Here is a 20,973-nt window from a genome sequence, read left to right on the forward strand (position 1 = left end):
GCGGTCAAGGATAGTGTCCGATTTCGTTGACTAAGACATGTATCCAAGTGTATACAAAGAAATCCAATATGCAAGATTGAGAACGATGAAAACTCAAGAAGATCCTAATCAGGCCAGCCCGCAGGGGAATTCCGCTTATCAGCGCTTGCTGGATGAAATTCGCGAGGGTGTTTTGTTACCTGGTGAACGGCTGAGAGAGATCGAGCTGTCCGAAAGACTGGGTGTCAGCCGAACGCCTGTGCGCGAAGCGATACGGCAACTCGAAGCGGATGGGTTGGTGACGCATGTCCCTAGGCTGGGCGCAACGGTTCGCAACCTGAGCTATTCGGAAGTTATGGAGCTGTATGAAATGCGCGCCGTACTTGAAGGAACAGCGGCACGGTTGGCGGCACGCGCGGCTTCGGATGTGGAACTGGACGAACTTAATGTCCTGAACAATCGCCTTGCCGAGGCTGGCACCGGTCCAGTGGCCGCTCAGTTGAACCGTATTTTCCATGCCACGCTGTTGGATGCCGCCAAAAACCGCTTTCTCACAAAGTCGATGTTATCGCTGCAAAAGGCGTTGTTGATATTGGGCCCGTCCCAAATGCTGGACGGTCAGCGCGCAGACGATGCTGCGGGTGAGCATCGCCGTGTGATGGAAGCCTTGAAGGCCCGCGACGGCGACGCAGCCGAGCTGGCGATGCGCGCCCATGTTCATGCGGCCCAGCGGATGCGTATCCGCGCGTTGCAGAAACGGGACCGCGCAATTGATCAGGCCTGACCTGAGGAGCTGATTGTCCTAACTCTCGGTCTTTGGTTCCTTCACCAAACCACTCCTCCTATCCGCAGAAGTCGACGAAAAACCCGACCATCGTGGAGGTCGTTGTTTAGGCTCTTCCGGTACAAACACTCAGCTGACCACTTTCAAAGGGTTGGCGCCTTCAACCTCGCGGCTAATCTCTTGTACCAGCGCCATCGCGGCAGGGTTTCGGCGCTTAACATGCATACGCGCGACAAAAACGATGGCCGGGGGATCGGGGAACACGCCTTTGATCACCTCTATGTCCGGTGTGACATGCATTCCATTCAACAGGGCGACGCCCAAACCGGACCGCACGGCCGACTGAATGCCAGTGGCGCTTGGGCATTCTAATACGTTGTCGAAGCGGTGCCCTTGCAGCTGCCCATCTCCGAAGCCCCATTTGCGATAGAAACATTGGCTGTCGAAGGACAGAAAGGGAACAGGTGCTGTCGTATCCAGTTGGAAATCCGGTGATTTTACCCAGTGCAGAGTGTCCTCGAACAAGATCAGGTCATCTGGCCGCGTATCGTGCCGAAAGATTTGCATGACGGCGACATCCAACTCTCCGGCCTTCAACCACTCTTGCACGTTCAGACTTTGACTGGTGCGTGTTCGGACCTGAACGTCCGGGTAAAGCCGTGTGAAACGACCCAATATGCGGGCGATGTCGCTGGTTGCCGTGTCTTCGGTCATGCCCAGCCGGAGTGCGCCGGCCAAGGGTTTCTTGCCCAAACTGGCAAGCGCCTCATCGTGCAGGGCACATATTCGGCGGGCATAGTCGCACAGGCGAAGACCTGTTTCCGTGAACAGAGGGCCACCGGGTCGGCGCGCCAGCAGATCGCAGTCCAGGGCTTGCTCTAACCGTCTGATTTTGTGGCTGACTGCTGATTGCGACAGCGCCAGATGCTCGGCCGCGCGCGTCACGCCGCCATGGGTTGCGATAGCCAGAAGGGCGCGCAGGGCGTCAATTTCCAATCGGTCGGTCATTTGTGAAGCCATGACATATTTTAATTGAGCCATGAATATCATTCATTTGTGTCACGCGCCAGTATTGAACTACTGGTCAGGAAATCCAAAGCTCAGGAGCATTCGCATGCCGCATCTCGTCCCGGATCACACAGTGATCAAAACCCCGCGGATAGTCCCCGGAACCCATGGGGAAGACGATCCGGTGGTTTTGATCCACAGCACATTTTCTTACATCCGGCGCGACGTGCTGCCTGTACGGGCTGCGGCGGGCAAGAGGGTACGCTTATTCGATCTGGCGCGTCTTGGTCAGTCTGAACGACCTTGGGATCCGGCGCTTAATGGGTCGGTTACCGATCAAGTTCCCGTCGTTCACAAGTTGCCGAAAAACTGCGGTCAATCCCCGATAAATGATCAGCCCAAACAGACACCCGCGCCGCTGATCAATCTCCTGAAGCGAAAGGGCTGAGCTATGACGGATCAAATCAAAACCCGTGACCGGCGCGGTCTGACGACGGTATTCGAAATCACTGGATCGGTTCTGGCCATGGCCTATGCCTTGTTGATCGCGTCTAATACAGGGGCCGAGCTGTTCGGGTTTGCCCTGTTGTTACTGTCCTCGGGCCTGTTTGCGGCCTGGGCCGTGATTGATCGCCGCTGGACGTTCCTGTTGTTGCAAGGGTTCTATGCGGCCTCGGCGATCATCGGCTTGATCCGGTGGGCATGAACTTCGCATAGGGCAGTTGCGGAAATCTTGTTAGAACAGCCTTATGCGCAATGAAGACAGAATCAAAATCGGCTTTTTGCTGTTCGACGGCTTTCCCATGGCTTGCCTGACCTCGGTGATCGAGCCGTTGCGGGCGGCCAATGAAATCGCCGGGCAAGAGGCGTTCTGCTGGTCCCTGCTGTCCGAGCGTCAACAGAAAGTACAATCCAGCGCAGGTGTCCGGTTCGAGGCCGAGAGGTCTTTGGCCGACTGCAAGGATATCGACATTTTGTTCCTTCTCAGCAGCCCAACGTCCGGCTTTGACAACACAACCGTTGGCAACGGTGCTCTGCGCAGTCTCGGACGGCATGGCACCGTTTTGGGCGGGATTAGCGGTGGGGTTTTCCCATTGGTCCGGTCCGGGGTGATGGGGGGGCAACCTGTTTCCGTCCATTGGTGCTATGAGGCCGCATTTCTGGCTGAGTTTCCCGAAGTCGACTCGCGTAGCGAGGTGATCGTGAAAACGGCGACACGCTACACCGCAGCCGGTGCCGCTGCCGGGTTCGATCTGGCCCTGCATCTGATCGAGGATCGGCTGGGTGGCGAAGTCGCGCACGAGGTTGCCTGTTGGTTCCAACATCCGATGATGCGCGGGGCAGGTGTGCGGCAGCAGGTTCCTACCACGACCGCGCCGGAAACTGGCGACAGCCTGCCGCCGCTGGTGTCGCGCTGTGTCGACCTATTCTCGGGCCACATGAGCGAACCGATTTCCATCGCAGAGGCCGCACAGCAGATGGGGGTTACGCCGCGCCAGGTGGAACGTGCCTTTAAACAGGCGACAGGCCAAAGCCCCAGCCACTATTATCGCACAATGCGCATGAAGGCGGCGCGCCAGATGGTGGTCTATACCAAAGACCCAATCGCAGACATCGCGGCTGCGATCGGGTATGGTTCAGTGGCGCCGCTTGTGACGCATTACCGGTCGGCTTTTGGGCTAAGCCCCAGCGAAGATCGCCGTAGGATCAACCGCTTCCGCGTTGAAGGTAATGCGCCGCTGCCGTCAGTCTGACACTGCTTTACAGCGCCGAACGCATTGCAGTGACGATGGCATGGTGCAACGATCCGGCGGATGAACGAGGGCCATAAATGCTGAACGCCTCGTCTGACCGACAGAGAACAAAGCAGCCAACGTGGTGAATTGAGCAACGGGTGACGCTGCCCGCGTCCATTTTACGGAGATCCAGCATGCACAACAGCTCCAGCACTGCTGGTATTTGACCCCCATTCAGGTCGAACCGTGTCCAACCGTCGGTCTGTTCTGTCACCGACGCGGTATCGCCCAAAGCGGACTTCACTTGATCAGTAAGCTCTTCGTGCGTGTCAAAAGGCGCCTCGATCATCCACTGATCCGGACCGGCCCAAAAGGCAGTGACAGTGTCACCGGCATGTTGGCCGATGCCAGGTGCAGGGGCACCGATCAGTTTTGCCAGGGCTTTGCTGGCTTTGGATTCCTGTCCCATCCGCGCGGCGACGGATGCCAGCGCGACGCCCGGAACTTCCCGGCACGTAACCCCGCCAACAGTGTCGACCTGCGGTTCGGACCCGCCCAATGCGGTTATTGCAACTAGATCATGCACGCAGACGCTCTCCTTCGGGGTCAACGAAATGGGCCGATACGATTTCGACCTCGACGGTCAGATCGGTCAATGGGGACACGAGGCGCATTTTCTCGCCCATCCGGTTTGCGCCATCCTTCAAAAGACCCAGCCCGATATTGCTGTTCAGAATAGGCGAATACGCAGCCGAAGTGACATAGCCCTGATCGTGCGCGGCATCCACCGGGCCGGTCGTGTTCATCAAATGGCCACCAGCGGTGACTTTCTCTTCGGGCGATACCGGTTTGATCCCGACCAGCCGCAGGACATCCGGTTCTACCAAGGCCTCTCGTTCGGACAGGGTCGATCCGATGCTGTCTTTCTTTTTCGACACCATCTTACCCAATCCAAGATTCAATGCCGTTGTGGTGCCGTTCAGCTCGTTGCCAGCCGCGTGGCCCTTTTCGATCCGCATGACGCCCAGCGCTTCGGTGCCGTAGGGGACCACGTCAAATTCTTCACCCTCGGTCATCAGACACCGCATCAGCGCATCGCCATAGCGTGAGGGCACCGCGATTTCGAACGCCAACTCTCCCGAGAATGAGATCCGGAACAGCCGCGCGCGCAACCCGCCGCAGACTGTAATGTTGCCACAGCCCATGAACGGAAATGCCTCGTTTGAAATGTCGAATTCAGGGTCGACGATCTTTTGCAGCAGCTTGCGCGAATTGGGACCAGCGACAGCATATTGCGCCCAGGATTCCGTGGTCGAGATCAGCTGCACATCCATATCCGGGAACAGGCATTGGCGCACAAATTCCATGTGACGATAGACATTTACCGCGTTGGCCGTGGTCGTTGTAACGACAAAATGATCCTCGGCCAGACGCGCGGCTGTGCCATCATCCATCACCATGCCGTCTTCGCGAAGCATCAGGCCATAGCGGGTTTTTCCCACGGGAAGCTTGGCGAAACCGTTCGCGTAGACGCGGTTCAGGAAATCAGCCGCGTCCGCGCCCTGCACGTCGATTTTTCCAAGTGTCGTACAGTCGCACACCCCGACGGACGCGCGGGTCTGGCGCACTTCACGGTCCACTGATTCACGCCAATGAGTCTCACCCGGAAGGGGGAACCATTGCGCGCGCAGCCAGTTGCCGACCTCGACAAACACAGCGCCCTTCTCCTTGGCCCAATAATGCGAGGGCGTCAGGCGCGTGGGGTGGAATTCTTGTCCCTTCATCCGACCGGCGAAGGTGCTGATCGGAACAGGCGTGTAAGGCGGGCGGAAAATGGTTGTCCCTGTTTCGGGGATCGTCTTTCCGGCCACCTCGGCCATGATCGCCAAAGCGCTGATGTTCGATGTCTTGCCCTGATCGGTCGCCATGCCAAGCGTGGTATAGCGTTTCAGGTGTTCAACTGACCGGAACCCTTCCTGATAGCTGAGTTTGACGTCCTTGACGGTCACGTCGTTTTGCTGGTCCAGCCATGCGCGTTTGCAGCTTTCAACATACCAGAACGGTTTCTGCGCGATTGGTGTATCCTCGGCCTCTGGCAGGTCGGGCTGAGCACCGCTTAGCTCCAGCGCTGCTGCAGCAGCTTCGGCACCGGATTGCAACGCGCCATGGGTGGACATCACCCCGTTCGCAGCGCCCGCCACCGATAGCCCGACAGGCAGATTTGAGCCGGGTACAAAGGCGGCCAGATCGTTGTTCCAGACTGGACGCCCGCGCTGATGGCAGGTCAGGTGCACATTCGGGTTCCAACCCCCCGAAACGCCCAGCGCGCCGCATTCCAGCGTGCGGGTCGAGCCGTCGAGCAGGGCAACTTCGACAAAGGTCAGACCAAGGCGTCCCTTGGTATTCACAACCTGTGCGCCGCTCAGGACTTCGTAATCGTAGTTGACCGGAGCATCCTCACGCACATCGACAACGGCGCAAATGTGAACGCCCTTGGCATGCAGGTCGGCGGCGGTGCGATGACCGTCGTCGTTGTTGGTAAAGATCGCCACGCGCTGAGAGGCCGTGGCCGCGAACCGATTGGCATAGGTTCGCAACGCGCTGGACATCATGATGCCGGGGCGGTCGTTGTTTTCGAACGCAATCGGACGCTCGGTCGCGCCAACACACAGCAAGGCCTTCTTGGTGTAGATACGCCACAGGATCTGGCGCGGCTTACCGGCGGGCAGGGTGGCCACATGATCTCCGGTCCGTTCTACAGCGCCGTAGATGCCGTGGTCGAAGGCGCCGATGACAGTGGTTCTGGCCATCAGCCGGACGTTGGGCATGGATGACAGTTCCGCGACGGCCTGCGCCGCCCAATCGCTGCCGCTTTGATCTCCGACTGAGAATGTCTCGCTGTTCAGACGTCCGCCGAACCGAAAATCCTCATCAGCCAGAATAACGTCGGCACCCGCGCGCCCTGCGGTCAGGGCTGCCATCAAGCCCGATGGACCGGCACCGATGATCAGCAGATCACAGTGGCGGAACCCTTTGTCATATTCGTCGGGGTCAGCCTCCATCGACAAAGAGCCAAGGCCAGCGGCGCGGCGAATGATCGGCTCATAGATTTTTTCCCAAAAAGCGGCCGGCCACATGAAGGTCTTGTAGTAGAACCCGGCGGACAGGAAATTCGAGAACAGGTCGTTTACGCCAAGCGCATCGAATTTCAGGCTGGGCCAACGGTTCTGCGATTGCGCCTCAAGCCCGTCAAACATCTCGGTCGTTGTGGCCCGTGTGTTGGGTTCCTGCCGGTTGCCGGAGCGCAGCTCGACAATGCCATTGGGTTCCTCGGATCCGGCAGTCAGCAGGCCGCGCGGGCGGTGATACTTGAACGAGCGTCCGATCAATCGCACGTCATTGGCCAGCAAAGCCGAAGCCAGCGTATCGCCGGGATGGGCGGTATAGTTGCGGTTGTCGAACCGGAAGTTCACTGTTGTGTTGCGGTCGATCTGGCCACCGCTCAGTCTGTTGGATTGCGTCATTTGGATCGTCCCCGCGCGCGGGCCACATCGCGGGCCAGTTCCACCTTGGAAATCTCATGTGTGGTGGTGTCGCGGGTAACGACCAGCCACGACCGGTCGCCAGCCTCATGATACCACAGTTCTTGATGCTCGCCTGCGGGATTGTCGCGCAGATAGCCGTATTCATAGAACTCGTCCGCCGCGTCTTCGGCCTGCCAGTCCGGGCGGTTGATCAGTGACGCGTCACCCAGATAGGTGAATTCAGATGCGTCGCGCGGGCCCAGAAGGGGATGGTTGATAATCATTCTCGTGCTCCCCTCAGTGCAGGTTGGGCTGGTTGCCCACGCCTTTTTCGTCGATCATCCGGCCCGTGCGGAACCGGTCGAAGCGATAGGCCGTGGCGGTAGAGTGCGGTTCGTCCTTCGCCAACAGATGCGCAAAACAATAACCGGATGCCGGGGTCGCCTTGAACCCGCCGTAGCACCAGCCACCATTGAAATAGAGACCCTCAATCGGAGTGCGGTCGATGATGGGAGAGCCATCCATAGACATGTCCATAACACCACCCCACATACGCAGCAGACGGGCGCGGCCGATCATTGGCATCAACGAGACGCCGCCTTCGCAGACATCCTCGACCACAGGCAGATTCCCGCGTTGCGCATAGGTGTTGTAACCGTCGATGTCGCCGCCAAAGACGAGCCCGCCTTTGTCGGATTGGCTGACATAGAAATGTCCGGCCCCATAGGTGATGACGCTGGGCAGAACCGGCTTCAGACCCTCGGACACAAACGCCTGTAACACGTGGCTTTCGATCGGTAGGCGCATGCCCGCCATGCCCATCACCCGGCCCGAGTTACCGGCAACAGCGCAGCCGACTTTGTTAGCCCCGATAAAGCCCTTTGAGGTCTCGACGCCCAGGCATTTGCCGTTCTCGATACGCAGCCCGGTGACTTCGCAATTCTGGATGATGTCGACACCGTGGCTGTCCGCGGACCGGGCAAAGCCCCAGGCCACGGCATCGTGGCGCGCGGTGCCGCCCCGCCGCTGGGCCAGACCGCCTTTGATCGGGAAACGCGCGTCGTCGAAATTCAGATAGGGGTGTTCTTTGCGTACCTGATCGGCATCCAGCAATTCGGCATCTGCACCGTGCAGGATCATCGCATTGCCGCGCCGCGTATAAGCGTCGCGCTGACCATCCGTGTGGAACAGGTTGAGTATTCCGCGCTGGCTCATCATGGCGTTGTAGTTCAGGTCTTGTTCAAGCCCTTCCCACAGTTTCATCGAGAATTCATAGAACGGCTCATTCCCGTCCAGCATGTAGTTCGAGCGAACGATTGTCGTGTTCCGCCCGACATTGCCGCCGCCGATCCAGCCCTTTTCGACAACCGCGACATTGCGATGACCGTAGACCTTGGACAGATAATGGGCCGTCGCCAGCCCATGACCACCACCGCCTATGACGATAATGTCGTAATGAACTTTGGGTTCGGGGTCACGCCAGACCGGTTTCCACCCTTTGTGGCCGGTAAGCGCCTCTTTGATGACTCGAAAGCCTGAATATCGCATGAATCGGACCTTTTTTGCCAGAATTCACTATTTTCCTGCTCAGCGATATCCTCAGATGCGACATTGGTGTGTCTGAATCAGACCCTTTGGTGTGACGAGCCGGGAACCAATTGTGAAAACCATGATACAAAGGCGTCAACCTCGGGGGATGCGCGCTGCACGGCCAGAAAGTACCCTTCGGCCGCTGGAGCAGTCTCGTCGAAGGCACGCGCGACCTGTCCGGTCTGCAGAGCGTGATCGGCGATAAGTGCATTCACCAAGGCCACGCCGTTCCCGGAAGCCGCCAATTGCAAGGCGAGCCCGTAAGAATCGACATAATAGGCCGGGGTATGGATTTTATGACCGGTGACTTCCGCCCATGTGGACCAGTTGTCTGACGTTCCCACGGCCTCGATCAGGGGCAAGTCCTGAAAAGCGCCAACCAAGCCAGGTGCTTTTACCGCGATCAGGTCATTCGGCAGTAACGGTTTTGCATCCCGCCCGACTTGTTTTTCTGACCCGAACCGGATTTCAACATCGGCGCGCAGGGCCGAGTATTCATCCGGCCAGATCGTGCTGACAAAGCGAATGGACGTATCTGGGTTTTGGTCGCGAAACTGGGGCAGGGCAGGGGAAATTAACCATTCGATGATACTGATCGATGCTGCAACAGTGACGTGCTTAGCCCGTTCCTCTGCCAAATACGGAGAGGCGGCGGATTGCAGCAATTGCAGTGCGGCTTCGACCTGCGGCAGCAGCTTTCGCCCTTCATCCGTCAAGGAAAGACCGCGCGGATGCCGATGAAACAGGACGACGCCAAGCCGGGATTCCAGCGACCTGATTTGCTGGCTTACGGCGGATTGGGTCAGTCCGATTTCATCCGCCGCAGCTGTTGAGCTCAACCTTCGGGCCGCGGCCTCGAAAGACCTGAACCATGTAAGGGGGGGCAGTGTTTTGGGCATGTGCAACCGACCTAGTAGCTTTGTTAATACCTAAGACCCAACTTCTTTCGTTTGTCAAAGTGCCGGCCAATCAAAGATATTTCTCGTACTCAAGATTGGGGGATAACGTGCAGCCGGAAATTCGTAAAATAGTGACCTTCGACGAAGAAGTTCTGATCGAAGGATATCGCAAAGCCGAACGGCCGTGGCGCATGTTTGCTGTAGCAGCGGTTGTTACCAACCCTTGGGCTGGACGTTTCGTCGAAGATCTACGGCCGGAAATTTTGGCCTATGGCCCAATCCTGGGTCAAGAACTGACCGACAGGATGATCGCGCTGGCCGGAAGCGGTGAGGCGATTGAGGCTTATGGCAAGGCTGCGGTTGTGGGGCTGGACGGAGAGGTCGAGCATGCCTCGGGCCTGATCCACACGCTGCATTTCGGGAACATCTTCCGGCAGGCGGTTGACGCCAAGTCCTATCTTTCATTCACCAACACTCGGGGCCCCGCAAACTCGCCGATCATGGTGCCACTGATGGACAAGAATGATGCGGGCCGCCGGTCACACTATCTGACGCTGCAATTCGCCATCCCCGACGCGCCCCGTGCGGATGAGATCGTCGTGGTTTTGGGCGGAGCAACCTCGGGCCGTCCGCATCATCGCATCGGCGACCGTTATCAGGACTTGAAGGATCTGGGCCATGACGTGGACAACCCGGCCTCGGTCTGACATCGGCGGGCTCGCCGCGATAGACGAAGGCGAAGGCCCGCTTGTGGTTCTGCTCCATGGCGTTGGCTTGCGGGCCGAAGCCTGGGGCGCGCAAATCGATGCGCTGTCTGCCGCCGGGTATCGTGTTCTGTGTCCGGATATGCCCGGGCATGGAAAAACCCAGTTTCAAGGTGCTATGGGGCTGGATGGGTACGCCAACCCAATAGCGGCCCGATTGACCGAGCCTGCCGTTCTGATTGGGCATTCCATGGGAGCTTTGATCGCTTTGGACATTGCGGCATCGGGGCATGATCAGGTGAGAGGCGTTGCCGCGTTGAACGCAATTTACCGCCGAACCCCCGAAGCGCGTGCGGCTGTCACGACCCGCGCGGTGGCACTGGATGCTGCGGCCATGAACGATCCTACCGTGACCTTGCAGCGTTGGTTCGGCGATCAGGTTTCCGAAGAAGGCGAAGCCTGTTCGCGTTGGCTGAAAGATGTCCACCCGGGCGCATACAAAGCGGCCTATACCGTCTTCGCCGAAAGCGATGGGCCGACTGACGCACAACTGGGGCAAATCAAATGCCCCACACTGTTTATGACGGGCGGGGATGAGCCGAATTCTACACCAGGTATGTCACAGGGCATGGCGCAGAAGGTGACAAATGGGCGTGTCGAAATTGTTCCGAACGCCGCCCACATGATGCCCATGACGCACCCGGCTGCTGTTAACGCCAAATTGCTTGAGTTCATTCGGAGGTGCCTGCCATGACCGAGATTGACACCCGCGCTCTGCGTGATGCATTTGGCAACTTCATGACCGGTGTAACGGTTGTGACGACCCGCGACGCCTCTGGAAACCCGGTCGGGTTCACGGCGAATTCCTTCACGTCCGTGTCGCTTGATCCGCCTTTGCTGTTGGTCTGCCCCGGCAAGTTTCTGTCCAGCCACGATACCTTTGCCGGATGCTCGCATTTTGCGGTGAATGTTCTGGCAGATGGGCAGCAGGGCGTCTCGAATACCTTCGCAAGTTTCAAGGGCGACCGATTTGGTCGGGTGGCGCATCGCGACGGAGCCAATGGCTTGCCGCTGATCGACGGAGCGCTGGCGCAGTTCAGTTGTGAAACGCATCAGGCGCTGCCCGCAGGCGACCACACGGTTCTGATTGGTCGTGTCACAGAGTTCAACCATATCGGTGGAAACGGTCTGGGTTATGTGAACGGGTCGTATTTCAGTCTTGGACTTGAGCGTGAGATGGACGCGCAGGTTCCGACAATCTGCGGTGCGATTGTTGCGGCAAATGGCAAAGTTATTCTGGAACGCTACGAAGGCGCATTTCGCCCGGTTCAAATCGCCGGTGCGGAACCCGGGGGGCAACGCAACAGGCTGGCACAGGGCCTTTCCGATCGGGGCATTCAGGCGCAGATCGAACAGGTCTATTCTTCGTTCAACGATGCCGAAACGAACCTGCACTACACGTTCTTTCTGGCGTCTTGCGTTCAGAACATCCCGGTGGAAAATGCCGAATGGGTAGATATCGGCGATCTGGCTGATCTGACTTACGCCAGCAATAGCTTGCACCACATGATGACCCGCTACGCCCTTGAAGCCCGCGAAGGCGTTTTCGGGCTGTATCTCGGTGACGCCGAACGCGGCGAAATTCACAGTTTCGGTAAAGGAGCCATTTGATGGAGTTTTCACTGTTTGCCCACGTGGAACGTCTGACCCCGGATCAGCCTCACGATGTTCTGTATGATGAATTCGTGAGCCTGGTGAAGATGGCTGATGACGGGGGCATGCGGGCAGTTTGGACAGGTGAACATCATGGGATGGAGTTCACCATTGCCCCCAACCCGTTTCTGTCGCTGGTCGATCTGGCGCATCACACGCGCAATGTGCGGTTGGGCACCGGAACGGTAATTGCGCCGTTCTGGCATCCGATCAAACTGGCAGGTGAGGCCGCCGCAGCGGATCAGATGACGAAAGGGCGTATCGAGTTGGGGATCGCGCGCGGTGCGTATTCCTATGAATACGAACGTCTGATGCCGGGAATGGACGCTTGGGAGGCGGGGCAGCGCATGCGCGAGTCCACCCCGCTGTTGCCTCAGATCTGGAAGGGCGATTGTGCCCATGAAGGCGAGTTCTATGAGTTTCCGGCGGCAACTTCGGCACCGAAGCCATATCAGGAGGACGGCCCGCCAATCTGGATCGCAGCGCGGGATCCTAACAGCCACGAATTCGGCGTTCACAACGGATTCAATATTCAGGTCACCCCGCTGTGGCAGGGCATGGAAGAGATCGAGACCCTGATGGGGCGGTTCAACGATGCCTGTGACAGCTACGCGGGGCCGCGCCCCAAGATCATGCTGTTGCACCACACCTATGTCGGTAAAGATGACGACGATGTTGCGCAGGGCGTGCAAAATCTGCGCCGGTACTACAATTACTTTGGTGCATGGTTCATGAACAAACGGCCAGTTGAACAGGGCTTGATCAAGCCGATTACCGAAGCCGAGATGGACGCGAACCCGATGTATACCAAAGAAAATTTGGGCCGTGATCTGACAGTTGGGACTGCCCAACAGGTGATCGACCGGATCAAGCGCTATGAAGATCTGGGTTATGACGAGTTTTCGTTCTGGGTCGACAGCGGCATGACCAACGAACGTAAGCGTGCCTCTTTGGCGCGATTCATCGACGACGTGATGCCGGCATTTCAGTGAGGACCACCATGGGAAACCTACCGCATTTTCAGCTGTTCATTGACGGCGTCTGGACCGAAGGATCAGCCACGCAGGTGATGACGTCACAGAACCCGGCCACGGGCCAGGGGTGGGCCACATTCGCGTGCGCCGCGCCCAGTGATGTTGAACTCGCCATCGCCGCCGCCAAACGGGTTCTGGATGACCCGGAATGGCGGGATATGACACAGACGCAGCGGGGCAAGCTGCTGTATCGTCTTGCCGATCTGGTGGCAGAAAACGCCAAGCGCCTGGGTGAGTTGGAGACGACCGACAGCGGAAAGCTGTTGGCGGAAACCTCGGCGCAAACCGGATATGTTGCCGATTACTACCGCTACTATGCGGGTCTGGCAGACAAGATCGAAGGCACGGTCCTGCCCATCGACAAGCCTGACATGCATGTCTTTACCTCACGAGAACCGATTGGAGTCGTGGCCGCGATCGTGCCGTGGAATGCGCAGATGTTCCTGACCGCGACCAAACTGGGCCCGGCGTTGGCTGCCGGGTGTTCCGTCGTGCTGAAAGCATCGGAAATCGCGCCCGCACCCATGCTGGAGTTTGCCAATCTGATTCAACAGGCCGGATTCCCGCCCGGCGTTGTGTCGGTCATCACCGGTGACGCCGAAAACTGCGCGATCCCACTGACCCGGCACCCGGATGTTGACCGAATTGCCTTTACGGGTGGGCCTGAAACCGCCCGCCATGTGGTGCGAAACTCGGCTGAGAACTTTGCGGTCACGTCATTGGAGCTGGGTGGAAAGTCGCCGATCCTCGTGTTTGAGGACGCCGATTTGGACGGTGCAGCAAACGGCCTGATCGCGGGTAACTTCGGCGCATCCGGTCAGAGTTGTGTGGCGGGCACGCGCGGACTGGTGCAACGGTCGATCTTGGGACCACTGGTTGAACGGATCGCCGAAAAGGCCAGCGCTATCCGGTTGGGTGATCCCCTGCAGCCGGAAACGCATGTCGGCCCGCTGTGCACGGCAGCGCAGGTGCGCAAGATCGAAGAGACTTTAGGCAAAGCGCGGGGGCAGGGCGCGACGATCCATTTCGGCGGAGAAACTGCAGACCGATCCGGAAATTACATGAATCCCACTTTGGTCGAATGCGTGTCACCCGAGACCGAAACCTTGAAGATCGAAATGTTCGGACCTGTCATGTCCTTGCTGCCGTTCGATACCGAAGAAGAGGCTATCGCGCTGGCAAACGGCACCCCTTACGGGTTGGGCTCGGGCGTGTTCACGCAGAACCTTGCGCGTGCACACCGTGTTTCGAAACGGATCAGGGCCGGTATCTGCTGGGTGAACACCTATCGCGCGATCTCTCCTATCGCGCCGTTTGGCGGGTTCAATCAGTCGGGATATGGCCGCGAGGCCGGCGTTGAGGCGATCCTGGATTACACCAGAACCAAGACCACTTGGATCAGCACCGCGCAAGAGCCGATGGCGAACCCTTTCATAATGCGCTAAGGATTCGGAAAGGCAGGGATTTCCGGAGGGAAGTGAGGGGCGCATGAAACTGACAAAACCGAACTTCCCACCACCGGCCGATGCCGCCGACCGCAAGGCCATTGCCCCAGTAATTTGCTACCCGCCGGACTCGTTGCAGCAGCCTGATCTGATTGGTTTGGGCCAACTGCGCGAAGGTGCCGTAAAGGTGGCCGAGGCCACTGCTGCCCCGCGTGACGCGGTATGCATTGATGTTCCGGCTGGCGCTTTCTTCAGGGTGGTTTCGGTCGACGGTCCTCAGGTTGGCGACCTGAACATGTGGAACAAGCATGACCTGACCGAGCGGTTCTATTCCGGCAAAACCCGCGCGCTGCACGGCACGCACCTGTCGACCGGAGACCGGATGTGGTCGAGCTTTCCAAACATGCGACCTATGGCGACGATCGTTGCCGATACTCTGGACTGGTACGGGTTCGATACCTATGGCGGATCGGTCCATGACGTGATTGGCACACGGTGTGATCCCTATACCGGGCGTTTGCTGTCGGGGGACGACTATCACTATTGCTGTCACTCGAACCTGACCCGCGCGCTGGCCAGCCATTGCGACCTGCCGCTGCATGAGGCCGAGATGCTGGTGCATGACGTGTTGAACGTGTTCATGTGCACTGGATTTACCCGCGATACCGGCCAATATTTTATGAAAGCCAGCCCGGTGCGTCCGGGCGACTATCTTGAGTTTTATGCCGAGATTGACCTGATCGTCGGCCTGTCTGCGTGCCCCGGCGGGGATTGTTCGTCGGAACATTCTTCGGATACCGCTGCCTGCCATCCGTTGGTGATGGAGGTCTATGACCCCGGCGAGAAAGCGCGTGCGGCGCATGTGCAACCGGATCGATCAAAATATGACCGCACGCACGGAACCGGTTAACGAGTCAGGCGCTGACCCAAACGGGTTAACATTCTGCAGCACATGTCCAACTGTTCGATTTCAAGAAACTCGTCCGCCTTGTGGGCCTGAGCTATCGAACCCGGCCCGCAGACGATTGCGTGAACGCCCAGTTTCTGGAACAACCCGGCCTCGGTCGCAAAGGCGACAACACCAGTGCCGTTCGCGCCCGTTAGTTCAGCCACCAAATCACGGGCCGCGTTTTCTTCCATGGGTTCAAGGCCTTCGACTTCGGCGATAGCCTCTTGCGTGATGCTCGAGTCGCTGTGGACCGCTTGCATCTCCGGCAGCAAAGAATGCCCCACGTAGTCCGCAAGGGTCTTTTTGACGAGGTCGGCGTCACTTGCTTGAACGGGTCGCATCTCCCACAAGACCTCGGCCTTGCTGGCTATGACGTTATGGGCAATGCCGCCTGAAATTTGGCCGATATTGACCGTCGTCCAAGGCGGCTCGAACCGGCTGTCGGCGGGTGCGCGGGACTTGAGGATATGGCGCAGCTCCAGCAGTTTGCTGATGTATCGCGCGGCATACTCCGCAGCATTTACCCCGTCATCGGGGGCAGAGCTGTGTCCCTCTAACCCGGTAAAACGGGTCGTATATTCAAAGCAGCCCTTGTGCCCCTCAATCACGCGCATCTCAGTCGGTTCGCCGATAATCGCGATGTCCGGAACGATGCCACGTTCAGACAGGTCGTCGACTAGCGTTTGCGCACCAAGGCAGCCGACTTCCTCGTCGTAGGTAAAGGCAAAGTGCAGCGGCTGGGTCAGCTTGTCCACATCCAGCGTTTCGCCGAAAGCCAACGCCGCTGCGATGAAGCCCTTCATGTCGCATGTGCCGCGACCGTAGAGCTTGCCGTCATTTTCAGCCATCTGGAACGGATCGGTTGTCCAATCCTGATCGGCCACTGGCACCACGTCCGTATGGCCTGACAAAAGGATGCCGCCGGGTTGATCGGGGCCGAGGGTGGCAAACACGTTCGCCTTTGCACCGGTCTTGTCCCGCGTGACAATACACCGTGCACCCAATGCCTCGAGCCGTTCGGTCAGATAGCTGATCATTTCCAGATTCGAGTCCGCTGACACCGTCTCAAAAGCGATCAGGTCGGCTAGTATTTCCATGGTTCTGGGTAAAGTCATGGCTTCACAAACAGCTTTCTGGGGCGGTCGCAGAAACATTCGGCAGGTCCGGAATCTGTGATGAGGATCGGCTCAGTGATCTCCAACCCCCAATCATCCATCCAGAGGCCTGGCATGAAGTGAAAGGTCATGCCAGGTTCCAATACGGTCTCATCCTCGGGGCGCAGGGAAATCGTGCGTTCACCCCAGTCCGGCGGATAACTCAGGCCAATCGGATACCCGCATCGCGCGCCGCGCTCGATACCCGCCCGTTCCAGCGGGGCAGCCAGAGCCAACGCGATATCACGCGCCTGATTGCCAGCCCGCGCGGCCTTTAGTCCCGCTTCAAGTCCTTCTACCAGCGCGGCTTCAGCACGAAGCAAATAGTCGGGTGGCTTACCCAAAAAGACCGAGCGGCAGAAGGGCGCGTGGTAACGGCGATAGCAGCCTGACAGTTCGAAAAATGTACATTCTCCGGATTTGAATGGTTCACCATCCCAAGTCAGGTGCGGTGCAGCGGCATCCGGGCCGGACGGGAGCAGCGGCACAATGGCTGCGTAATCGCCCCAATCCTCGCCAACTCCGGTGACTGCGTCATGGTAGATTTGCGCGACGAGGTCGTTCTTGCGCATACCCGGTTCGATGCGCTCCAATACGCCGTCGGTCACATGCTCGGATATCCGGGCAGCTTTTTGCATTAGCGCAATTTCCTCATCGGATTTCACGGCACGCTGCCAGTTCACCAATGTGTTTGCGTCGACCAGCTCTGCGTCGGGCAACTCCGCCAGCAAAGTCAGGTGCGCTTTGGCTGAATAATAATAATTGTCCAACTCGACACCGATCCGCCCCTTCGCGATACCAGTATCCGCAATCAGCGCTGCCAGATCCTGCATGGGGTGACGCACGGTGGATTGTACGTATTCGTCCGCATAGCCGTGGATCCGGTCATTGGACATCCAAACAGTTTTACGCGCGCCGTTGGCATCCTGATTTCGGCCCCACCAGATCGGGTCGGCATCCTGAAGCACAAGTACCCCTTGATGCACATAGAACGACCAGCCCTCATAGCCCGTCAGCCATGCCATGTTTGAAGGATCTTCGACAAACAAAGCATCCAACCCGGCGGCTGCCATGGCGGCGCGGGTCTTTGCCAATCTGCGGTCGTACTCGGCGCGGCTGAAGGCCGGATCTGAATGGGGCATTTTTAGGCTCCTGCCTTGGGCGAGTTTTGTTGACAGAACTTGACGAATGCGATCACGTCAATGGGCATCACGGGAAAGACACCAAATTGAGAATCTCACCTACCCCCCATCGCGGCGGCCAAAAGCTGATCAATGGCATTTGCTTGAGAATTGACGCAGGCGCGCAGGTTATCCGCTTTTTCTCTGAGGTCACGGAATGAGGGGGTTTGACACATCTGAGTTCGCAGCACGAACGGAACGCGCGCAAAACAAGATGCAAGCCTCTGGTCTGTCGGCCCTGTTGCTGACGACGGAACCTGAGGTCCGATATTTTACCGGCTACCTGACGCGGTTTTGGGAAAGCCCAACACGGCCCTGGTTTCTGATTGTACCTGCCAGTGGCAAGCCGATTGCGGTGATCCCTTCGATCGGGGCCGCGCTTATGGCCAAGACATGGCTCGACGATATCCGAACCTGGGCTGCGCCGGATCTGGCCGACGATGGCATTAGCCTTTTGGCTGATACACTTCGCGAGGTGACGCCCGACGACGCAAAGATCGGACTACCAGATGGGCATGAAACGCATGTCAGGATGCCGTTGGCAGACCTTCGACGTCTGCAACAGACAGTCGGTCAGCGAGACCTTTGCGGCGATGAAGGGATCGTACGCGCGCTGCGGATGGTGAAATCATCAGCGGAGATTGCAAAGATTGAAACGGCATGCGCCATCGCTGGGCGTGCCTTTCAGCGGGTGCCCGAAATCGCCAAAGAAGGCGTGGCGCTGGATGCTGTGTTCCGCGGGTTTCAAATGCTGTGCCTGGACGAGGGGGCCGATTGGGTTCCATACCTCGCGGGCGGTGCGGAACAGGGCGGTTACACTGACGTGATTTCCCCGGCATCTGATACGCTGCTGCAGCAAGGCGATGTCCTGATGCTGGACACCGGCCTGGTTTGGGATGGGTATTTCAGTGATTACGACCGCAACTGGTCGATAGGGTCCGCGAACGCGCAGGTTAAGTCAGCCTATAGTGCATTGATTGAAGCGTCGGATGCGGCATTTGAGATTGCGCGCCCGGGCGCCACGGCGGCTAACTTATTTCAGGCGATGAACTCTGTGCTGTCGCGCCACGATGCCGATACGGGGGCAGGGCGTTTGGGGCATGGTTTGGGTATGTCTCTGACGGAATGGCCATCTCTCATTCCAACCGACCACACAGTTTTGAAACCAGGCATGGTCCTGACGCTTGAGCCGGGCATTGCCGTGGGCGGAAAGATCCTTGTTCACGAAGAGAACATCGTCATAACCGAAGACGAGCCCCGCTTTCTTAGCCCGCGCGCTGGTATGGAGTTGCCCGAGATATGACCCGTTTACCTTATACCGTTGATGCAGATGATCCCGCCACGCCCCCAATGGGTCTGATCGTCTTGCAGACAGACGAGACCCTTGAGCCAGAGTTCAACGCGTATTTTTCCGACCGTAGCTGCCCCATTTACGTCTCTAGAATTCCCAGCGGCAAAGAGGTGACGACAGATACTCTGGCGGAAATGGAAACCGCGTTACCTGCCGCTGCTGATCTGTTGCCCAAGACCCGACCATATCGTGTGGTTGGTTATGGCTGCACCTCTGCCAGCTCGGTTATCGGCTCGGATCAGGTCGAACAAATGGTTCAAAAAACTTGCGAGGCAGAGGTTGTTACAAACCCATTGCGCGCGGCCTCGGCCTGCGCCCAAGAACTTGGTGTAGCAAAGTTCGCACTTTTGTCGCCATATATCGAAGAAGTGAACGATCCCTTACGCCATGCATTTGCGCAAAATGGCATTTCGATGGATGTTTTTGGCACATTCGGCGAAGCCGAAGAGGCCAAAGTCGCGCGGATTTCACGGAAGTCTCTGATTGAGGCTGCAGTGAGTCTTGGGCAGGATGATTCAGTTGAAGCTGTTTTTCTAAGCTGCACGAATCTAAGAACTTTTGATGTTATTCCGATTGTACAGGAACACCTGATGAAACCGGTGCTTTCCAGCAATCAAAGCCTTGCGTGGCACATGCGCAAGTTGAATTCTGCCTGAAAACTCTGCTGCTTCTTTTTTAATCGTTACCCACGTGTCATATTTTGGTTGCGTGCCGCACCCTGCATGTCCTTAAATGGCCTCGACAGGTCTTTGAGATCCGGATGAACCGGGCAGGCAAGGACTGCACAGGGGAGACTAATCGGTAAATGTCTAATGACGCAGCGTTCGTCGAGTTTCAGCATGTCCAAAAATCTTATGATGGCGAGATCCTTGTTGTAAAAGACCTTAACCTTTCCATGCCGAAAGGTGAGTTTCTTACAATGCTTGGGCCCTCGGGTTCTGGCAAGACAACTTGCCTGATGATGCTGGCGGGGTTTGAAACAGCCACTCATGGCGAGATTATGTTGGACGGGCGACCGATCAACAACATCCCACCGCATAAGCGCGGTATTGGCATGGTTTTCCAAAATTACGCTCTTTTTCCGCATATGACGGTGGCAGAAAATCTGTCGTTCCCTCTGGAAGTGCGGAAAATTGGCAAGGACGCAAGGGAAGAAAAGGTCCGGCGGGCGCTTGATATGGTCCAGATGGGGGCCTTTGGCAGCCGTCGACCGGCGCAATTGTCCGGGGGCCAGCAGCAGCGGATCGCCCTTGCACGCGCGCTGGTGTTCGAGCCCGAGCTGGTTCTGATGGATGAACCGCTGGGCGCGCTCGACAAACAGCTGCGCGAGCATATGCAGTTTGAAATCACGCGTCTGGCCCATGAACTTGGGATTACGACCGTCTACGTGACCCACGACCAGACCGAAGCCCTGACAATGTCAGATCGCGTTGCGGTATTCGACGATGGGCGCATTCAACAGCTTGCGCCGCCGGATCTTCTGTACGAAGAGCCTGAAAACAGTTTTGTTGCCCAGTTCATTGGTGAAAACAACACATTGGAAGGCGTTATTAAATCAATCAACGGCGACGAATGTGTTGTGGCGCTGGATGACGGATCTGAAATTGACGCCAAGCCGGTCAATGTCCACGCGGCAGGTGATCGGACCAAAGTGTCAATCCGGCCTGAGCGGGTGGAGTTCAACAAGGATCGCCTGCACGCCGATGCGCATACTCTGAAAGCAACGGTGAAAGAGTTCATCTACATGGGCGATGTTTTCCGCTTCCGTCTGTCGGTTGCCGGGAATGACGACTTCATCATCAAGACGCGAAACGCCCCGGACGCTATCAGACTGTCACCGGGCCAGGAAGTCGAAATCGGCTGGCTTGCGCGCGACTGCCGGGCATTGGACGCCTGATCAGGGAACAGCCCGTTCACGACAC

Annotated in this window: 21 protein-coding genes; 13 read left to right on the plus strand and 8 right to left on the minus strand. The window is 57.8% G+C overall.

Annotation, left to right across the window (positions count from 1 at the left end):
• Nucleotides 1-85: 85 nt before the first annotated feature.
• The gene (locus AC2FIO_RS01605; RefSeq protein ID WP_496695240.1) at nucleotides 86-763 is read left to right on the plus strand and encodes a GntR family transcriptional regulator; all 678 of its coding nucleotides are present in this window, start codon (nucleotides 86-88) and stop codon (nucleotides 761-763) included.
• A 129-nt stretch (nucleotides 764-892) separates the two neighbouring features.
• Here the strand turns inward: AC2FIO_RS01605 and AC2FIO_RS01610 are convergent, their stop codons facing one another.
• Nucleotides 893-1,804, minus strand: coding sequence for a LysR family transcriptional regulator (locus AC2FIO_RS01610; protein WP_496695242.1), 912 nt, complete (start codon nucleotides 1,802-1,804; stop codon nucleotides 893-895).
• Between the two features lie 73 nt (nucleotides 1,805-1,877).
• Between AC2FIO_RS01610 and AC2FIO_RS01615 the strand changes: the two genes are divergently transcribed.
• Genes AC2FIO_RS01615 through AC2FIO_RS01625 form a run of 3 tightly spaced genes read left to right on the plus strand, consistent with a single transcriptional unit; the run spans nucleotide 1,878 to nucleotide 3,525 of the window.
• Entirely contained in the window at nucleotides 1,878-2,219 is a 342-nt protein-coding gene (locus AC2FIO_RS01615; protein WP_496695244.1) for a hypothetical protein, read from the plus strand.
• Between the two features lie 3 nt (nucleotides 2,220-2,222).
• Nucleotides 2,223-2,477 (plus strand): hypothetical protein, encoded by a 255-nt coding sequence (locus AC2FIO_RS01620; RefSeq protein ID WP_108858788.1) that lies wholly within the window; start codon nucleotides 2,223-2,225, stop codon nucleotides 2,475-2,477.
• 43 nt (nucleotides 2,478-2,520) lie between these two features.
• Nucleotides 2,521-3,525, plus strand: a complete 1,005-nt coding sequence (locus AC2FIO_RS01625; RefSeq protein WP_496695246.1) for a GlxA family transcriptional regulator — start codon at nucleotides 2,521-2,523, stop codon at nucleotides 3,523-3,525.
• A 7-nt stretch (nucleotides 3,526-3,532) separates the two neighbouring features.
• Here the strand turns inward: AC2FIO_RS01625 and AC2FIO_RS01630 are convergent, their stop codons facing one another.
• The 5 genes from AC2FIO_RS01630 to AC2FIO_RS01650 form a co-directional block, all read right to left on the minus strand.
• The gene (locus AC2FIO_RS01630; protein ID WP_496695248.1) at nucleotides 3,533-4,093 is read right to left on the minus strand and encodes a sarcosine oxidase subunit gamma; all 561 of its coding nucleotides are present in this window, start codon (nucleotides 4,091-4,093) and stop codon (nucleotides 3,533-3,535) included.
• Entirely contained in the window at nucleotides 4,086-7,031 is a 2,946-nt protein-coding gene (locus AC2FIO_RS01635) for a sarcosine oxidase subunit alpha family protein (RefSeq protein WP_496695249.1), read from the minus strand. The genes AC2FIO_RS01630 and AC2FIO_RS01635 overlap by 8 nt, the downstream gene beginning before the upstream one ends.
• Entirely contained in the window at nucleotides 7,028-7,315 is a 288-nt protein-coding gene (locus AC2FIO_RS01640; RefSeq protein ID WP_496695251.1) for a sarcosine oxidase subunit delta, read from the minus strand. The genes AC2FIO_RS01635 and AC2FIO_RS01640 overlap by 4 nt, the downstream gene beginning before the upstream one ends.
• 13 nt (nucleotides 7,316-7,328) lie before the next feature.
• Nucleotides 7,329-8,579, minus strand: coding sequence for a sarcosine oxidase subunit beta family protein (locus AC2FIO_RS01645; RefSeq protein WP_496695253.1), 1,251 nt, complete (start codon nucleotides 8,577-8,579; stop codon nucleotides 7,329-7,331).
• Between the two features lie 77 nt (nucleotides 8,580-8,656).
• Nucleotides 8,657-9,520 (minus strand): LysR family transcriptional regulator, encoded by an 864-nt coding sequence (locus AC2FIO_RS01650; RefSeq protein WP_496695255.1) that lies wholly within the window; start codon nucleotides 9,518-9,520, stop codon nucleotides 8,657-8,659.
• Between the two features lie 107 nt (nucleotides 9,521-9,627).
• Here AC2FIO_RS01650 and AC2FIO_RS01655 point away from each other — a divergent pair, with 107 nt between their 5' ends.
• From AC2FIO_RS01655 to AC2FIO_RS01680, 6 genes are read left to right on the plus strand one after another with little or no spacing between them, the layout of a single operon-like run.
• Nucleotides 9,628-10,227: an amino acid synthesis family protein gene (locus AC2FIO_RS01655; protein ID WP_472723643.1), complete on the plus strand. Its 600-nt coding sequence runs from the start codon at nucleotides 9,628-9,630 to the stop codon at nucleotides 10,225-10,227.
• Entirely contained in the window at nucleotides 10,199-10,978 is a 780-nt protein-coding gene (locus AC2FIO_RS01660) for an alpha/beta fold hydrolase (RefSeq protein ID WP_496695257.1), read from the plus strand. The genes AC2FIO_RS01655 and AC2FIO_RS01660 overlap by 29 nt, the downstream gene beginning before the upstream one ends.
• On the plus strand, nucleotides 10,975-11,895 hold the full coding sequence (locus AC2FIO_RS01665; RefSeq protein ID WP_496695259.1) for a flavin reductase family protein: 921 nt from the start codon (nucleotides 10,975-10,977) through the stop codon (nucleotides 11,893-11,895). The genes AC2FIO_RS01660 and AC2FIO_RS01665 overlap by 4 nt, the downstream gene beginning before the upstream one ends.
• Nucleotides 11,895-12,929, plus strand: a complete 1,035-nt coding sequence (locus AC2FIO_RS01670) for an LLM class flavin-dependent oxidoreductase (RefSeq protein ID WP_282118595.1) — start codon at nucleotides 11,895-11,897, stop codon at nucleotides 12,927-12,929. The genes AC2FIO_RS01665 and AC2FIO_RS01670 overlap by 1 nt, the downstream gene beginning before the upstream one ends.
• 8 nt (nucleotides 12,930-12,937) lie before the next feature.
• A complete protein-coding gene (locus AC2FIO_RS01675) occupies nucleotides 12,938-14,416 on the plus strand; it encodes an aldehyde dehydrogenase (protein ID WP_496695261.1) in 1,479 nt (492 codons plus the stop codon).
• 43 nt (nucleotides 14,417-14,459) lie between these two features.
• Nucleotides 14,460-15,326, plus strand: a complete 867-nt coding sequence (locus AC2FIO_RS01680) for an urea carboxylase-associated family protein (protein ID WP_496695263.1) — start codon at nucleotides 14,460-14,462, stop codon at nucleotides 15,324-15,326.
• On the opposite strand, the gene argE is transcribed toward AC2FIO_RS01680, so the two are convergent.
• Together argE and AC2FIO_RS01690 are read right to left on the minus strand one after the other, a co-directional pair.
• The gene (gene argE, locus AC2FIO_RS01685) at nucleotides 15,323-16,480 is read right to left on the minus strand and encodes an acetylornithine deacetylase (protein WP_496695265.1); all 1,158 of its coding nucleotides are present in this window, start codon (nucleotides 16,478-16,480) and stop codon (nucleotides 15,323-15,325) included. The genes AC2FIO_RS01680 and argE overlap by 4 nt on opposite strands.
• Entirely contained in the window at nucleotides 16,477-17,661 is a 1,185-nt protein-coding gene (locus AC2FIO_RS01690; RefSeq protein ID WP_496695266.1) for a M24 family metallopeptidase, read from the minus strand. The genes argE and AC2FIO_RS01690 overlap by 4 nt, the downstream gene beginning before the upstream one ends.
• A 196-nt stretch (nucleotides 17,662-17,857) precedes the next feature.
• Here AC2FIO_RS01690 and AC2FIO_RS01695 point away from each other — a divergent pair, with 196 nt between their 5' ends.
• The 3 genes from AC2FIO_RS01695 (at nucleotide 17,858) to AC2FIO_RS01705 (ending at nucleotide 20,948) form a co-directional block, all read left to right on the plus strand.
• Entirely contained in the window at nucleotides 17,858-19,003 is a 1,146-nt protein-coding gene (locus AC2FIO_RS01695) for a M24 family metallopeptidase (protein WP_496695268.1), read from the plus strand.
• Nucleotides 19,000-19,707: a maleate cis-trans isomerase family protein gene (locus tag AC2FIO_RS01700; protein WP_496695270.1), complete on the plus strand. Its 708-nt coding sequence runs from the start codon at nucleotides 19,000-19,002 to the stop codon at nucleotides 19,705-19,707. The genes AC2FIO_RS01695 and AC2FIO_RS01700 overlap by 4 nt, the downstream gene beginning before the upstream one ends.
• Nucleotides 19,708-19,856: 149 nt before the next feature.
• Nucleotides 19,857-20,948, plus strand: coding sequence for an ABC transporter ATP-binding protein (locus AC2FIO_RS01705; RefSeq protein WP_109311640.1), 1,092 nt, complete (start codon nucleotides 19,857-19,859; stop codon nucleotides 20,946-20,948).
• The last annotated feature ends 25 nt before the right edge of the window (nucleotides 20,949-20,973 follow it).

Source organism: Ruegeria sp. CDSB086, assembly GCF_059611065.1.

What these genes read in the sequence shown, in the direction of transcription:
- AC2FIO_RS01605 (WP_496695240.1), top strand. Translation starts at nt 86, where the DNA reads ATGAAAACTCAAGAAGATCCTAATCAGGCCAGCCCGCAGGGGAATTCC.
- AC2FIO_RS01610 (WP_496695242.1), bottom strand. Translation starts at nt 1,804, where the DNA reads ATGGCTCAATTAAAATATGTCATGGCTTCACAAATGACCGACCGATTG.
- AC2FIO_RS01615 (WP_496695244.1), top strand. Translation starts at nt 1,878, where the DNA reads ATGCCGCATCTCGTCCCGGATCACACAGTGATCAAAACCCCGCGGATA.
- AC2FIO_RS01620 (WP_108858788.1), top strand. Translation starts at nt 2,223, where the DNA reads ATGACGGATCAAATCAAAACCCGTGACCGGCGCGGTCTGACGACGGTA.
- AC2FIO_RS01625 (WP_496695246.1), top strand. Translation starts at nt 2,521, where the DNA reads ATGCGCAATGAAGACAGAATCAAAATCGGCTTTTTGCTGTTCGACGGC.
- AC2FIO_RS01635 (WP_496695249.1), bottom strand. Translation starts at nt 7,031, where the DNA reads ATGACGCAATCCAACAGACTGAGCGGTGGCCAGATCGACCGCAACACA.
- AC2FIO_RS01640 (WP_496695251.1), bottom strand. Translation starts at nt 7,315, where the DNA reads ATGATTATCAACCATCCCCTTCTGGGCCCGCGCGACGCATCTGAATTC.
- AC2FIO_RS01645 (WP_496695253.1), bottom strand. Translation starts at nt 8,579, where the DNA reads ATGCGATATTCAGGCTTTCGAGTCATCAAAGAGGCGCTTACCGGCCAC.
- AC2FIO_RS01650 (WP_496695255.1), bottom strand. Translation starts at nt 9,520, where the DNA reads ATGCCCAAAACACTGCCCCCCCTTACATGGTTCAGGTCTTTCGAGGCC.
- AC2FIO_RS01660 (WP_496695257.1), top strand. Translation starts at nt 10,199, where the DNA reads ATGACGTGGACAACCCGGCCTCGGTCTGACATCGGCGGGCTCGCCGCG.
- AC2FIO_RS01665 (WP_496695259.1), top strand. Translation starts at nt 10,975, where the DNA reads ATGACCGAGATTGACACCCGCGCTCTGCGTGATGCATTTGGCAACTTC.
- AC2FIO_RS01670 (WP_282118595.1), top strand. Translation starts at nt 11,895, where the DNA reads ATGGAGTTTTCACTGTTTGCCCACGTGGAACGTCTGACCCCGGATCAG.
- AC2FIO_RS01675 (WP_496695261.1), top strand. Translation starts at nt 12,938, where the DNA reads ATGGGAAACCTACCGCATTTTCAGCTGTTCATTGACGGCGTCTGGACC.
- AC2FIO_RS01680 (WP_496695263.1), top strand. Translation starts at nt 14,460, where the DNA reads ATGAAACTGACAAAACCGAACTTCCCACCACCGGCCGATGCCGCCGAC.
- argE (WP_496695265.1), bottom strand. Translation starts at nt 16,480, where the DNA reads ATGACTTTACCCAGAACCATGGAAATACTAGCCGACCTGATCGCTTTT.
- AC2FIO_RS01690 (WP_496695266.1), bottom strand. Translation starts at nt 17,661, where the DNA reads ATGCCCCATTCAGATCCGGCCTTCAGCCGCGCCGAGTACGACCGCAGA.
- AC2FIO_RS01695 (WP_496695268.1), top strand. Translation starts at nt 17,858, where the DNA reads ATGAGGGGGTTTGACACATCTGAGTTCGCAGCACGAACGGAACGCGCG.
- AC2FIO_RS01700 (WP_496695270.1), top strand. Translation starts at nt 19,000, where the DNA reads ATGACCCGTTTACCTTATACCGTTGATGCAGATGATCCCGCCACGCCC.
- AC2FIO_RS01705 (WP_109311640.1), top strand. Translation starts at nt 19,857, where the DNA reads ATGTCTAATGACGCAGCGTTCGTCGAGTTTCAGCATGTCCAAAAATCT.